The organism is Pseudofrancisella aestuarii (assembly GCF_003574475.2).
GTDB classification, from domain to species: domain Bacteria; phylum Pseudomonadota; class Gammaproteobacteria; order Francisellales; family Francisellaceae; genus Francisella; species Francisella aestuarii.
Genome location: NZ_QLIS02000002.1, coordinates 430,265 through 445,654, shown reverse-complemented (window position 1 = coordinate 445,654; position 15,390 = coordinate 430,265). Strand labels below are relative to the sequence as shown.

The following is a 15,390-nucleotide window of genomic DNA, read 5'->3' as shown; positions in this document are numbered from 1 at the left end:
AACTATTGTTAAAAAAATAATTACAGCAAAGTTTAGAAATCTTTTATCAAACTTATTAAGTAAAAACACTATGAGTCACAAAAAAGAATTTTTCATATTATAACAAAAATTAACTCTCTAAACTAGAACATCTCAAATACCCATTTATTTTTTTATATGACACTGACTCTATAGTTTTCACACTCTGCAAATACCATGAAATCCAAAGTTCTTTAATTAAGAAATGTACTTTCAATAAACTTTCCGATTGTTTATCTAAACATTTACTAGCCGTAACATTTATTAGCCTATTCTCTAAAACTTCTATTTCAATTCTATAAGCTCTATCTCTTTGCAAATTTTGCTTTGCTTTTTCGAGTCTATTATCTAGTGCTTGAATATAATATTTATACCTTTCTAAATAAATAAATGGGTAATTCAAATAATTACCTTCAAATAATTTGTCTAACTCTTTTTTTACATCTGAGTACAGCTCTATAAAGTTTAAGGGAATTTTTCTTTCAGATAGCTTATTATCAAGTTGATGCTTATATTTAAAAATATCTACAACCAAACTCTCAACCTTCTTTCTATTTTGCTCAAAACTTTTTAATCCTTGATCATAGAAAATTTCAAAATCTTCTTTTGTATATAGAATATTTTCATCTTCAAAGAAACTTAACTCTATAGCCTTATCAATAACAATATTTTTTGAATCATTTAATTTTATAGATGTTGATAGGCTTGCCAAATCATTTTGCTTTATTCTATTATCTAATGACTTACTTAATCTTAATTTCACAATTTTAGCTAAAGCTTTTTTCATAGCTAATAGTGCTTCATTTTCTGAAGCTTTATAAGATAATTTCACACCATCTTTAAATTCTTCAAGACAATTATATACCTCTACATTAATACCATATTCTTTGATTTGTTGAACTCTATCTATATTTTCAAAACTCCAATCATAATAGACTCTATCATCCTCGTTAGTTTCTATCGATAGAGCAAAACCTTTAAACTTTTTCTTTAGTTCACTAATATCTTTACTTACAGCTAAAGTTTTCCCATCTTGATCAATAACTTTAATATTTAGAATAAGATAATTTTCTATTTGCTCATCTTGCCAAACATCTTGATTAACTACAAAACCAACAATTCTAGTAATATGTTTAGCAATGATAGACTTTAATGGACTATATCTATCTTTTTCAAAATCTATCGACTCTATAATAGCTTGAGCATAGGTTGGAACAGGCACACAAGCTTTTCGTATATTTTTAGGTAATGCTCTTAGAAGGGCTACTATCTTATCATACAAAAATCCATAAACGCCCCACTCTAAAACAATAGGATTAATATCATTCAAAAAAGCTACTGGTAAAGTTAATGTAGCACCATCTTTTTCAGATAGCGGATCAAAATTATACTCTAATGGTAAATGCATATTCCTAACATTAAAGGTGTTTGGGTATTTTTCTTGAGTGATATTGCTAGCATCATGTTGCATCAATGCTTGAACATCAAAAACAAAATTTCTTTGCTTTTCTTTTTCTAGTTTTTTAACCCACTTTTCAAAGCTAACACCATCATATACATAATTTGGAATAATTTTGTCATAATGTTTATACATTACATCTTCATCAACAAGAATATCTCTACGACGAGACTTGCTTTCCAAGTCTTCAATCTCTTGGACTAACTTAAGGTTTTGATTAAAAAAATATGCACTTGACTCAAACTCTCCATTAACTAAAGCTTCTCTAATAAATATTTCTCTAGCTTCCTCAGGATTAACTTTTCCATACTGAACTGTTCTTTTAGAAATAATTTCTAAACCATATAAAGAAACTCTTTCATTAACGATCACAGACTTCCTTTTCTTACTCCATACCGGCTCATCATAGTGTTTTTTCACAAGGTGTAGTGCTAAATTCTCAATCCATTCAGGCTCAATTTTTGCCACATTTCTAGCATATATTTTTGTAGTCTCAACAATCTCAGAGTTTAGTATCCATTTTGGCTTTTTCTTAAACTGTGATGACCCAGGAAAAATAAAGAACTTTAATCCTCTAGCTCCTAGATATTCAACATTCTCATAGTTATAGCCAATATTACCTATAAAACCGCTAATTAAAGCTTTGTGGAAATTCTCATAATTTAACTCTTTTGTAGAATTTAGCTTCCATTTAAAACTGTGTACTGTCTCTATAACTTGCCTATAAATATCATTCCATTCATTAAACCTAACAGGTGATATAAAATTTTTTCTAAAATACCCTTTTTTATCTTTATTTGATAAATCCTTTAAATCTGTACTAAGTCTATTAGCTAGATTTAGAATTGTTATAAAATCTGAGTTTTTATCATTATCTGCTGAATGTTTTATATCTGCTTTTTCTTGAAAGTTTAAAGGCCTCTCCCTTGGATCTTGTATACTCAAGAAACTTGCTATTGATATAACTTCTTTCAAACAATTTTGTCTACATCCCTCAATTACTATTTTTGCTAACTTAGGATCCAAAGGCATTACTGCCATTTTTAAACCATCGTCAGTAATTTCAGGATTAGAGTAATTTAGCTTTTTTATAGCCTGAAGCTCAAATAACAATCTATATCCATCTTTAATAAACTTAAAATCTGGCTTATCTATAAAAGGAAATTCATTTATATTTCCCAGCTTCAAAAATAACATTTGTAATATTACAGATGCTAAATTTGTACGTAGAATCTCTGGATCTGTAAATTCTTTTCTTGATAAAAAATCTTCTTCACTATACAACCTTACACAAATACCTGCAGATAAACGCCCACAACGCCCGGCTCTTTGATTAGCGCTTGCTTGAGATATTTTCTCTATAGGTAATCTTTGGACTTTTGTACGATAACTATATCGACTAACTCTAGCCAATCCAGAATCAATAACATATTTTATTCTTGGCACAGTTAATGATGTTTCAGCAACATTTGTCGCTAAAATAATTCTTCTTGTAGAATCTTGAGGGTTAAAAATCTTATTCTGATCTTTATTAGAAAGTCTTGAAAAAAGGGGCAAAACTTCTGTAAATTTAAGCTGCTGCTTATTTAAATAAGCCAAGGTTTCATGAATGTCTCTTTCTGTAGGTAAAAAGACTAATATATCGCCTCTTCCTAACTCATCTATAGCATACAAAATTCTCTCTTGTAGCGAAAAATCTAAAAACTCATCATCATTCTGGTAACGTATATCTACAGGATATGTTCTACCAGATATAGTAATGTCTTTAGCTCGATTAAAATAGCTAGTGAACTTTTGATGGTCAATAGTTGCAGAAGTAATAATAACTTTCAAATCCGGTCTAAAAGGCAGAATCTTTTTTATACAGCCTAAGAGAAAATCAATATTCAAACTTCTTTCATGAGCTTCATCAATAATTATTACTTCATATTGAGACAAATATTTATCATTCTTTATTTCTGATAAAAGAACTCCATCAGTCATAACTTTGATTAGAGTTTCCTCTGATGTTTGATCTGAAAAACGAATCTTATATGAAACTTTTGATTGATCTCCTATTTCAGAAGCAACTCTGCTAGCTATAGCTCTAGCCGCCAATCTTCTTGGTTGAGTATGTCCTATCAAACCTCTTTTACCCAACCCCAAATCAAGACATATTTTAGGAAGTTGTGTTGACTTACCCGAACCTGTTTCACCAGCAACTATAACAACTTGACTGTCTTGAATAAACTTTTTTATATCTTCAACTTTTTCAGCAACTGGTAAATCAGGATAAGTTATTTTAGGAAGACTTCTACTTTCGATCTCTAATGCTAATGAATTAAGCTCATCAAATAAAAGCTTATTGTTTTCATTTTTTTTAAGTATAGAAATATATTTCCCTCTAAATTTAGTAGGGATCTTATTTAATAATTCATAACATTTATCTAAAGTAGACATTTTCATAAATAATAAAAAATAGACTCTTATTTTTTAATACTAAAATTAATAATTAGTATATTAAACCAAAAAGAAGCGAAAATAGAATAAATTAGACTTTAGCTAAAATAGAATTAAGAGTTTTACTAGGACGCATTACTTTTGCTACAAGATCCTTAGAAGGATAGTAATATCCACCAATATCAACAGACTTACCTTGAACACCATTTAACTCATTAACTATTTTATCTTCATTAGCCGCAAGCTCTTTATAAATAGGAGAAAATTTAGCTTTTAATTCTTGATCATCACTTTGATTTGCTAAAGCTTTCGCCCAATATAAAGTTAAATAGAAATGACTACCTCTAGTATCAAGTTCGCCAGCCTTACGAAGAGGAGATTTATCCTTGTCTAAAAATTCCCCATTAGCTTTATCTAAAGTCTCTGCTAATACTTTAATCTTCTTATCTCTAGTTTTAATAGCCAGATCATCTAATGATGCCCCTAATGCTAAGAATTCTCCTAAAGAATCCCATCTTAAATGATTCTCAGTTAAAAGTTGCTCAACATGTTTAGGAGCTGAGCCACCAGCACCTGTCTCAAAAAGCCCTCCTCCTGCAAGTAAAGGAACTATAGAAAGCATTTTTGCACTTGTGCCAAGCTCTAGTATAGGAAAAAGATCTGTTAAATAATCCCTCAAAACGTTACCTGTTACTGAAATTGTATTTTTACCAGCTTTTACTCTTTTTAAAGAATATTTAGTAGCTTCAATTGGAGAAAGTATTTCAATAATTAAACCAGTCGTATCATGTAGAGTTAAATACTCATGTACTTTTGCTATTAAATTTCTATCATGCGCCCTTTTTGAATCTAGCCAGAATATAGCAGGATTCTGAGTAATTCTAGCTCTATTAACAGCTAATTTAACCCAATCTTTTACTGCTACATCTTTAGTCTGACATGCTCTCCAAATATCACCTTTTTCAACATCGTGTTCAAGAATAATATTATTATCTGAATCTATAACTTGTACTTTTCCATCAGACTCTATTTCAAATGTTTTATCATGCGAACCATATTCTTCTGCTTTTTTAGCCATTAAGCCAACGTTTGAAACATCTCCCATAGTAGCTACATCAAAAGCGCCATTTTCTCTACAAAAATCAATCGTTGCAGCATATACTCCGGCATAGCACCTATCTGGAATCATAGCTTTCATATCCTGTAGCTTACCATCTTTATTCCACATTTGACCAGAGGAACGAATTGCTGCAGGCATAGATGCATCAATAATTACATCACTAGGAACATTTAAGTTAGTAATGCCTTTATCAGAATTAACCATAGCAAGATCAGGTTGTTTAGCAAAAACCTTTTCAATATCTGCATTTATTTTATCTTGGGTAGACTTAGGTAACTGTTTTATCTTTTCAACAGCATCACCCCATCCATTTCGTGGATTAACACCAAGCTCTTTAAATTCTTTTGCGTATTTCTTAAAAACATCTTCAAAGAAAATTTCTACAGCATGTCCAAAAAGTATTGGATCAGAAATTTTCATCATCGTTGCCTTTAAATGTAGTGAAAGTAATGTTCCCTCTTTTTTAGCTTTTTCTATTTCTGTTTTATAAAATTCTCTTAAAGCTTTTACAGAAATTTTAGTAGCATCAATAATTTCTTTTTCTTCTAAGGCAAGACCTGCCTTTAGTACAGTTTCTTTACCTTTAGAAGAGGTGTGAACTATTCTCACTGTTGTTGGCTTAGGAATTATATATGATTTCTCATTCGCATAAAAATCAGCACTAGACATACTAGCTACATGAGATTTTGAATCTTTTGACCATTCTCCCATAGAGTGCGGATGTTTCTCTGCATAAGCTTTTACAGGTGCTGCAACACGGCGATCAGAGTTACCCTCTCTTAAAACTGGATTAACTGCGCTACCTAAAATCTTTGCATAACGAGCTTTTATTTCTTTTTCTTCATCATTTTTTGCTTCTGCTGGATAGTTAGGTATCTTGTAACCCTTTGCTTGTAACTCTGCAATAACAGCAGTAAGTTGTGGTACTGATGCACTGATATTTGGAAGTTTTATAATATTCACGTCTGGAGTTTTAGCCAACTCACCTAAAATTGCTAGGTCATCTGAACACTTTTGATCTTCTGTTAAATAATCAGAAAAATTAGCTAGCACCCTAGCTGCTAAAGATATGTCTTTAGTTTCGACATCAATGTCAGCAGCTTTTGCAAATGCTTCAACCACAGGTAAAAATGAGCCTGTTGCTAACGCTGGAGCTTCATCAGTTATTGTATAAAAAATTTTAGACATATAAACATCTCCTTGACTGTTAAAGGATAATTGAAAAATATTTTACTAACAGAATACTACCATAAAACTAGTAAGTATTTAATATTTCAGCAATTTTATCATCTGACCTTGCGACCACAGCTTTATTACCATGCTCAATAATTGGCCTTTCTAATAATTTTGGATTATCGGCTACTATTTTTATAAGCTCTTCTTCAGTATAGTTTTTATCTTTAAAATTTTCTTTCCAAATATCTTCTTTAGTACGAATAATATCCTTTATAGATAAATCTAGCTTTATCAGTAGTTTTTTTAACTCTTCTTCTTTCAAAGGATATTCTAGATACAAATGTACGTCATAATTTATATTCCTTTCATCTAAGGCTTGCTTAGCTTGACGAGATTTTGAACACTTTGGATTATGATAAATTTTCATAGAAATAATTTTCTACCCAATAATAGATACATTATAAATAAACTAACAAAGAAATATAACTTTATAAAGTCCAATAAAAACACTAATTCACACCCTTTAAAAATTAATACTTATTAAATTTAAATTTGATAAAAATATAAAAATTTAATGTTTTTTCACAATTTAACCTAAAAACATTTGAAGGCTCTGTGATGTTCACTATAATAAAGTTAAGGAAATAATTGTTTTATGGATGATTTCAAAATTATAAAAAATCATAAGTTAAGGTAAAAATCCGCTAACCAACAAATAGGAGAGTTTATGTCACATAAACTTTGGAGTAAAAACTACCCTTCACAAATTTCAACAAATATAGATATTCCAAATATTACTCTAAAAGATATGCTAAAGTCAGCTACTGAAGATTTTGCTTCACATGATGCCTTAATATGTCAGGGGGAAAGGCTTACTTTCAAGGAAATAGATGAACTCTCTGATACCTTTGCCGGATATCTGCAACAGAAATGGGACGTTAAAAAAGGCGATCATATTGCAATTATGTTACCAAATATTTTACAGTTCCCTATCATCATCTTTGCGCTCATAAAACTAGGCTGTGTATTTGTAAATATAAACCCTCTGTATACTAGTCGTGAAGTCAAAGGCATTCTAACAGACTCAAAAGCTAAAGGTATAATCGTCCTTTCTTTCTTGGCACATAATGTAGAAGCTATAGCTCATGAATGCGAAGATCTTAAGCATATGATGACAGCAAATATTGTTGATTTATATTCGACCCCTAGAAAACAAATAATCTCTTTTGTTGCTAAATATTTTAAGCAAATGAAAGACCAGTTTTCAAAAGAAAGGTTTGATAGTTTTAGTGAGGCTTTGGAATCTAAACACACTCCAGATTATAGTAATATCACAATATCACCAGATGATATGGTAGCCCTACAATATTCTAGCGGTACAACTGGTACCCCTAAAGGCACAATTTTGTTACATAGAAATATCGTTGCTAATGTCTATCAAATCAAGGCTTGGACAGATGGATTTGATGTTGATGTAAGTAAACAAATAGTTATAAATGCCCTACCTATTTATCATATATTCAGTTTGACAGCCAACTTATTCCTATTTTACTTTTCTGGAGCTTTACAAATTCTGATTCCAAACCCTAAAAATATATCTTCTCTAGTTAGCGAGATGAGAAAATATAACTTTAGTACAATCTTTGGGGTGAATACTTTATACATTGCTCTACTTAACAACAAAAAGTTTATAAAAAGTAAATTCCCTAACTTTCAACTTTCTATAAGTGGTGGTATGCCAACCATGAAGTCTATTGCAGATAAGTGGAAAGAAGTCACAGGTGTCAGCATCAGAGAAGGTTACGGGTTATCTGAAATGTCTCCTGTAGTTAGTGTGAATACTTTAGATAATGATGCCCCATTTAATGGGTCTGTTGGCTTTCCTTTGCCTAATACTGATGTTTCAATACGAGATACTGAAGGAAATGATTTGCCACAAGGAGAGGTTGGGGAAATTTGGGTAACCGGACCTCAAAAATCTCCAGGGTTCTGGTGTCTTCCGAAAATAAATAAAGAACACTTCACAGATGATGGTTGGTTAAAGACTGGTGATGTAGGCTATATTGATGAAGAAGGAAGACTAGTTATATCTGGAAGAATTAAACATATGATTATTGTTTCTGGGTTTAATGTTTTTCCTAAAGAGATTGAACTTGCCCTACTTGATAAAGAAGAAATAGAGGAAGCTGCTGTTATAGGAGCTCCATCATCAGAAACTGGTGAAATGCCTGTGGCTTTTGTCGTATTAAAAGAGGGCCAAAAGATAACTAGTAAAAAAATACAAGCTTATTGCACCTCTAAATTAGCACATTACAAAATACCAAAAAAAGTGATTTTCAAAGATACTCTTCCTAAGGATACAGTTGGGAAAATAAGTATTAAATCATTGCAGAAGGAGTATACTGAAAACTATCAGTAAGAATTTTTAATTTTACGTTTATTTCTATTTGAGGAGAAAAAATGTTCAACAAAATCTACAAAATGAGTAAAAAATCAATTCCTCCTATTTCTAAAACTGAGCAGACTGCATTAAATGCTGGTGACTGCTGGTTTGAGCAAGAAATATTTCAAGGAAAACCTAACTTTAACAAATTACATAGCTTACAGAAATTTGTATTATCTGATGAGGAAAAATCTTTCCTAGATAATGAAGTAGTTGAGTTATGCAACATGTTAGATGATTGGAAAATCAACTATGAAGATAAAGATCTAACAGAAGAAACTTGGAATTTCATAAGAGAAAAAGGATTTTTTGGTCTTATAACTCGTAAAGAACATGGTGGAAAAGGTTTTTCAGCAGCAGCACATTCTGAGATTGTAATGAAAGTAGCTACTAAAAGTGTTACTGCTGCAATTACTGTCATGGTTCCAAACTCTTTAGGGCCTGGTGAATTATTACATCATTACGGTACTGATGAACAAAAAAATCATTATCTACCTCGTTTAGCATCTGGTGAAGAAATTCCTTGTTTTGCTTTAACTGGCCCAACAGCTGGCTCTGATGCGACCTCGCTTCCTGATAAAGGAACAGTTTGCTATGGTGAACATAATGGAAAAGAAGTTCTAGGCATACGTTTAGAAAATATTAATAAAAGATATATAACACTTGCTCCTGTAGCAACTTTAGTTGGACTAGCTTTTCAACTACAAGATCCTGAAGGATTATTAAACGGTACTGGTGAAGAAGGTATAACATGTGCACTATTACCTCATGATCATAAAGGTTTAGAGATTGGGAAACGCGGTTTTCCATTAGGGCAAGCCTTTATGAATGGTTATATCAAGGCTAAAGAAGCTTTCATTCCTATAGACTGGATTATTGGTGGACAAAAAATGGCTGGCGAAGGCTGGCGAATGTTAGTTGAATGTCTATCTATTGGGCGCGCTATTTCACTACCTGCATGTGGTACAGCTAATACTCTTATGTCAGCTGTGATCACTTCTGCTTATAGTAGTGTTAGAGAACAGTTTAAAGTTCCTATTGCTCAATTTGAAGGTGTTCAAGAAAAGCTAGCAGAAATAGGAGGCTTTGCCTATTTAGCAAATGCAACTCGTGAATTTACCGTAAGTGCCATCGATGGAGGGATTCGTCCATCTGTAGCATCTGCTATTTCTAAATACCATCTAACTGAAATGGGAAGAATAACAATAAATAATGCTATGGATATCCACGGTGGTCGTGCAATTATCATGGGTAAAAATAACTATCTAGCAATCCCATATATGGCAACACCTATTGGAATTACTGTTGAAGGTGCAAACATCATGACTCGTAATCTCATGATATTCGGTCAAGGTGCAATGCGTTGTCATCCATATATTCGTTCTGAAGCTGAAAGCTTGATGAATCCAAATGAAGAAGAAGGAAAAAAAGCTTTTAATGACCTAATGAAAAAACATATTACTTATATGTTTAGCAATGGTGGTCGTACACTTTGGTATGGTTTAACTGGAGGTATTACAGCTACAGGATACAAAAGCAAATTTAACCGCTACTACAAATATATAACTCATATGAGTACTGCTTTTTCATATATCAATGATTTATCATTAGTCATACTAGGCGGCGGCCTTAAGCGAAAAGAAAGGCTTTCTGCTCGACTAGGTGATGTTATGAGTTACTTGTATATGGCTTGTGCTGTACTGAAATATTATAAAGATTCTGGTGAGTCTGAAAATGATGATTTATTTGTTCAATGGAGTTTACAATATTGTCTATATAATGCTCAACAAGCTATGTTAGATCTATTTAGAAATTTCCCGAATAGACTTTTAGCATTAAAAATGAAGCTTTTTGTATTTCCATATGGTAAGAAATTCAGAAAACCTTCTGATGAGCTTGAGGCTAAAATTTGTAAAGAGCTTGTAAAAAATGGTTCTACTAGAAATTGGATGAAAGCTAAGTGTTATATTCCTAATGATGATAATGATCCTGTTGGACGTGTAGAAAATGCTTACTTAAGCGCCTTAGAGGTAAATTCAATCAAACATAAAATTATAGAAGCAATTAAAAACGATAAGCTTCCAAAAGCAAATTGGTCATCATTAGTTGATCAAGCAATCGAACAAAATATTATTTCCACTGAAGAATCAGTTGAAGTCAAAGAAATGCTAAAAAAAGTTAATGAAGTTATTCAAACAGATGAGTTTGATGACTATGCCCTTGGACCTAAAAATGCCCATCCAGAATGGCAGAAAAATAAAGCTAACTAGGAGAAAGCAATGTCAAAGTTAGAACAAAAATTTAATGAAATGCTTGAAGCAGTACGTGATGCAACGATTGACTTTAAGCCAGATAATAGCCAAAAATTAAAACTATACGCTTTCTATAAGCAAGTAATGGAAGGTGATGTTCAAGGTAAATGCCCTTCTGTATTAAAAATGGTTGAACGTGCTAAATGGATGGCATGGGATGCTATTAAAGGAATGAGTAAAGAAGATGCTATGAGAGGATATTTAAGAGTTTTTGGCCCTGAATATCTTCCAGAAGATGATAGTTCATCAAAAGAAGAATCCTCTTCATCTTCTAATACACTAAAGCATTCAACTAAAGAAGTTACAAAAAATTCTAAGCGTAAAGCTATTGATAAAGTTGCTGTATTAGGTGCTGGTGTTATGGGATCTCAAATAGCTGCACACTTTGCTAATGCTAGATTTCCTGTAATTCTATTTGATTTAAAATCTGAAGATAAATCACCAAATGCTATTGCTGAAGGCGCTTTAGAGAAATTAAAAAAACTTAAACCAGCTCCTTTTGGATCAAAAGATTCAATCAACTATATAACTCCAGCAAACTATGATGATCATCTAGAGCTTTTAAAAGACTGTGATTTGATTGTTGAAGCGGTTGCAGAACGTTTAGATATCAAGAAAAGCTTATATACAAAAATTGCTAATCACATAGATCCAAATACTATTCTAACTACTAATACATCTGGTTTAAGTATTAAAACTCTAGCAGACTATCTTCCTGAGAGCTTACAAAGTCAATTCTGTGGGGCGCATTTTTTCAACCCTCCAAGATACATGCCTTTAGTAGAACTAATACCTCATACTAATACAAAAACTGAGATATTAGATAAATTAGAAACTTTCCTAACAGCTAAACTTGGCAAAAGTATAATCCGCACAAAAGATACTCCTAACTTTATCGCAAACAGATTAGGCGTATTTTCTATGTTAATAACTTGTTATTACACAGAAGATATGGATATTCCTCTTGAGGTTGTAGATGGTTTGACTGGCAAAAAACTTGGACGTGCGAAGAGTGCAACATATCGTACTGCAGATGTTGTTGGATTAGACGTACTTTCCCATGTTGTTGATACTATGAAAACAAATCTAAAAGATGGTTGGGAGCATGTTTACCAACTGCCTCAATGGATTGATGATCTAATAAAAGAAGGCTCTTTAGGGCAAAAAACTAAAAAAGGTCTATATATAAAAGAGAAAGATGGCATCAAAGTATTAGATCTAAAAACAAAAGAGTATCGCCCTTCTGAGAAAAAAGCTGATAAAGAAGTCTTAGAAATCCTATCTGAAAAAGATTGGGGCAAAAAACTTGAGGCATTACGTAATAGCGAAAATCAACAAGCTCGTTTTTTATGGGTATGTTTCAGAGAGATGTTCCACTATGCTGCTGTTTTAGTTGGTGATATTTCTAATTTCCCAAGAGATATGGATATGGCTATCCGTTGGGGATTTGGATGGAAAGAAGGTATTTTCGAAATTTGGCAACAAGCTGGTTGGCATAAAGTAGCTAGTTGGCTAAAAGAAGAAATTGCATCTGGTAAGACTTTATCGAAACAACCTCTTCCTGAATGGGTTGATACTCTAGAAAATGGAGTATATGCAGATAATAAACAGTTTAGTTATTCTGATAAAAAATTAGTATCTCGTGAGAGTCTACCTGTTTACAAACGTCAACTATTCCCTGAAATGGTTATTGGTGAACATAATAATATAACTACTGAGACTCTATTTGAAAATGATGGAGTTAAACTATGGCAAGTTGATGAATATAAAGGCATCGGAATATTATCATTTAAAAGTAAAATGTGCTCAATTGGTGATGATGTTCTTGATGGAATTTCTCAAGCTATCGATATCGCTGAAGAGAAGTGTCAAGCAATGGTCATCTGGCAAGAGCAAGATGTATTCTCTGTTGGAGCAAACTTAGAAGAGTTTGGTATTAAGTTTACCATGAATGGTAAAACTGCTATCGAAGAAGTTATTCGTAAAGGACATCAAATAATCACGCAAAAATTACGCTATAGTAAGATCCCTACTGTTGCTGCTGTTAAAGGCTTTGCTTTTGGTGGCGGATGTGAAACTATTCTTCACTGTGATGCTGCTGTTGCTGCTTATGAAAGCTATATCGGATTAGTTGAAGCTGGAGTAGGAATTATACCTGGCTGGGGCGGCTCAAAAGAAATGGCAAAACGTGCTAGTGAAGCTCAAGATCCATGGAAAGATTTTGAAAAACGCTACAAAAATTTAGCTATGGCACAGGTTGCTACAAGTGCTTATGAAGCAAAAGAAATGGGCTTCTTACGTGAGAGCGATATCATTGTTATGAATACAAAGGAAATCTTAGCTGTTGCACTTAAAAAAGCTCAACTTATGGCATTCTCAGAATATCAACCTCCGTTAAAACAAAAGATCAAAGTATTTGGTGAAACTGGTATTGCTACAGTTAAAGCCTTACTAATAAATATGAAAGAAGGTAATCAAATCTCAGACCACGATTATAAAATTGCATCTAATCTTGTAGATGCTATGTGCGGAGGAGAAATTGAAAAAGATACTATGGTTTCTGAAGATTGGCTGCTAGAAAAAGAGTTAGAAAACTTTATTGAGTTAGCATCATCAGAAAAAAGTGCTGCTCGTATGCAATATATGTTAGAAACAGGTAAGCCGTTAAGAAACTAATTTTAAGGAGTAATTCACATGAGTGAAAATGTTTATATAGTAGCTGCAAAACGCTCTCCTGTTACAAAAGGTAAAAAAGGTGGGTTTGCAAAGAAACGCCCTGATGATCTATTAGCTGATGTCTTAAGAATGACTGTTGAAGAATCAGGTATTAATCCAGAAGATATAGATGACATAGTAGTTGGTTGTGCCATGCCTGAAGCTGAGCAAGGTATGAACGTCGCTAGAATCTCAACACTACTAGCAGGCTTACCTGATTCTATACCAGCATTTACAATAAATCGTTATTGTAGTTCAGGTTTACAGTCTATCGCTATTGCTGCAAATGAAATTGCTCAAGGAAATATTGATGTAGCAATTGGAGCAGGAATAGAGAGTATGAGTATGATTCCATTCGGTGGTAATAACATTTCTTTCAGTAGAGAAATTTTTGCTAACGATGAGCATGTTGCTATCGCCTACGGTATGGGTATTACAGCTGAAAATGTGGCAAAAGACTGGAATGTTTCTCGTGAAGAGCAGGATGCTTTTGCACTTAAGAGTCATCAAAAAGCAGTTACTGCTATCGAAAATGGTTATTTTGATAATGAGATCTTACCTATAGATGTAAGTCATCGTAAACCTGATGAAGAAACTGGTGGAATAGTTGATCATAAAAAAATTATTGCTATTGATGAAGGTGCTCGTAAGGATACATCTATAGAGGCTTTGGCTAAACTAAAACCAGCTTTTGCTGCTAAAGGCTCTGTTACTGCCGGGAATAGTTCTCAAGTTTCTGATGGTGCTGGAGCTGTAGTTTTAGTTAGTGAATCATATCTAAAAAAACATAATCTACAACCACTTGGTAAATTTCTAGGATTTGCTGTTGCTGGAGTACCACCTCGCATTATGGGTGTTGGTCCAGTAAAAGCTATTCCAAAAGTACTTAAGCAGACTAATTTAACTATGAATGATATAGATTGGATTGAACTTAATGAAGCTTTTGCTGCTCAGTCAATAGCTGTGATTAATGACTTAGAGCTTGATGAGAAAAAAGTTAACCCCTGTGGTGGAGCTATTGCTCTTGGACACCCTCTTGGAGCAACTGGTACAATATTAACTGTAAAAGCTCTTCATGGCTTACGTCGTACTGGTAAAAAATATGGCATGATCACAATGTGTATTGGTACAGGTATGGGTGCAGCTGGAATTATTGAAGCTTGTTACTAATTTAAATAAGGTATTTATTATTATGATAAATCTAGATGACTACAAACCTATAGATTTTCACTGGAACTATACTTGCTTTAGCTCTAAAGATAAAAATCCTATTGGTTTGCAATTACCTCTATATCACATTAGCAATCATCTATATACGAAGTTTAAATGCTTGCCACACCATGTTGGTTGGGAGAATGTCATTCATGGTGGCATCATAGCACTGATATGTGACGATATATTAGGAAAGCACGTTCTAATGGCTGCAAAATCTTTTTGTGTAACACGCAATCTAAATGTGAAGTATTTAAAGCCTGCTTATAGTAAGTTAGCATATATTTTTAAAACTACACTTATTCGTAAAAGCCGAACAACTGTGTGGATGAAAGTTGATATATATAATGAAAATCATGAGTTATGTGCTTATGCCGATGCTGATTTTGCTCTTCTAGAAGAACAACACGCTAAAGCAAAAGATATAGCTAGTTATAATCTTGATGATCTTATTTCACAAAGCATGAAAAATTAAATATTTAGAACAATTTATTTC

At 32.7% G+C, this 15,390-nt stretch carries 8 protein-coding genes; 5 read left to right on the top strand and 3 right to left on the bottom strand.

What is annotated here, in order from left to right:
• Positions 1-109: 109 nt before the first annotated feature.
• The 3 genes from hrpA to arsC form a co-directional block, all read right to left on the bottom strand.
• Positions 110-3,916 carry an ATP-dependent RNA helicase HrpA gene (gene hrpA, locus DNK87_RS06215; protein ID WP_119330158.1) on the bottom strand — a complete coding sequence of 1,269 codons (3,807 nt, stop codon included), beginning with the start codon at positions 3,914-3,916 and terminating at the stop codon, positions 110-112.
• A gap of 91 nt (positions 3,917-4,007) precedes the next feature.
• Positions 4,008-6,224: an NADP-dependent isocitrate dehydrogenase gene (locus tag DNK87_RS06210; protein WP_119330010.1), complete on the bottom strand. Its 2,217-nt coding sequence runs from the start codon at positions 6,222-6,224 to the stop codon at positions 4,008-4,010.
• A 67-nt stretch (positions 6,225-6,291) separates the two neighbouring features.
• A complete protein-coding gene (gene arsC, locus DNK87_RS06205; RefSeq protein ID WP_119330009.1) occupies positions 6,292-6,639 on the bottom strand; it encodes an arsenate reductase (glutaredoxin) in 348 nt (115 codons plus the stop codon).
• 300 nt (positions 6,640-6,939) lie between these two features.
• Here arsC and DNK87_RS06200 point away from each other — a divergent pair, with 300 nt between their 5' ends.
• Genes DNK87_RS06200 through DNK87_RS06180 form a run of 5 tightly spaced genes read left to right on the top strand, consistent with a single transcriptional unit; the run spans position 6,940 to position 15,369 of the window.
• The gene (locus DNK87_RS06200) at positions 6,940-8,631 is read left to right on the top strand and encodes a long-chain-fatty-acid--CoA ligase (protein WP_119330008.1); all 1,692 of its coding nucleotides are present in this window, start codon (positions 6,940-6,942) and stop codon (positions 8,629-8,631) included.
• A gap of 41 nt (positions 8,632-8,672) precedes the next feature.
• Complete coding sequence (locus DNK87_RS06195; protein WP_119330007.1) at positions 8,673-10,925, top strand: acyl-CoA dehydrogenase; 2,253 nt, start codon at positions 8,673-8,675, stop codon at positions 10,923-10,925.
• 9 nt (positions 10,926-10,934) lie between these two features.
• The gene (locus DNK87_RS06190; RefSeq protein ID WP_119330006.1) at positions 10,935-13,643 is read left to right on the top strand and encodes an acyl-CoA-binding protein; all 2,709 of its coding nucleotides are present in this window, start codon (positions 10,935-10,937) and stop codon (positions 13,641-13,643) included.
• An 18-nt stretch (positions 13,644-13,661) separates the two neighbouring features.
• The gene (locus DNK87_RS06185) at positions 13,662-14,852 is read left to right on the top strand and encodes an acetyl-CoA C-acyltransferase (protein WP_119330005.1); all 1,191 of its coding nucleotides are present in this window, start codon (positions 13,662-13,664) and stop codon (positions 14,850-14,852) included.
• A gap of 22 nt (positions 14,853-14,874) precedes the next feature.
• Entirely contained in the window at positions 14,875-15,369 is a 495-nt protein-coding gene (locus tag DNK87_RS06180; protein ID WP_119330004.1) for a PaaI family thioesterase, read from the top strand.
• Positions 15,370-15,390: the final 21 nt, after the last annotated feature.

Excerpts from the sequence above, each read along its gene's own strand:
- hrpA (WP_119330158.1), bottom strand. The coding sequence starts at position 3,916 with ATGTCTACTTTAGATAAATGTTATGAATTATTAAATAAGATCCCTACT.
- DNK87_RS06210 (WP_119330010.1), bottom strand. The coding sequence starts at position 6,224 with ATGTCTAAAATTTTTTATACAATAACTGATGAAGCTCCAGCGTTAGCA.
- arsC (WP_119330009.1), bottom strand. The coding sequence starts at position 6,639 with ATGAAAATTTATCATAATCCAAAGTGTTCAAAATCTCGTCAAGCTAAG.
- DNK87_RS06200 (WP_119330008.1), top strand. The coding sequence starts at position 6,940 with ATGTCACATAAACTTTGGAGTAAAAACTACCCTTCACAAATTTCAACA.
- DNK87_RS06195 (WP_119330007.1), top strand. The coding sequence starts at position 8,673 with ATGTTCAACAAAATCTACAAAATGAGTAAAAAATCAATTCCTCCTATT.
- DNK87_RS06190 (WP_119330006.1), top strand. The coding sequence starts at position 10,935 with ATGTCAAAGTTAGAACAAAAATTTAATGAAATGCTTGAAGCAGTACGT.
- DNK87_RS06185 (WP_119330005.1), top strand. The coding sequence starts at position 13,662 with ATGAGTGAAAATGTTTATATAGTAGCTGCAAAACGCTCTCCTGTTACA.
- DNK87_RS06180 (WP_119330004.1), top strand. The coding sequence starts at position 14,875 with ATGATAAATCTAGATGACTACAAACCTATAGATTTTCACTGGAACTAT.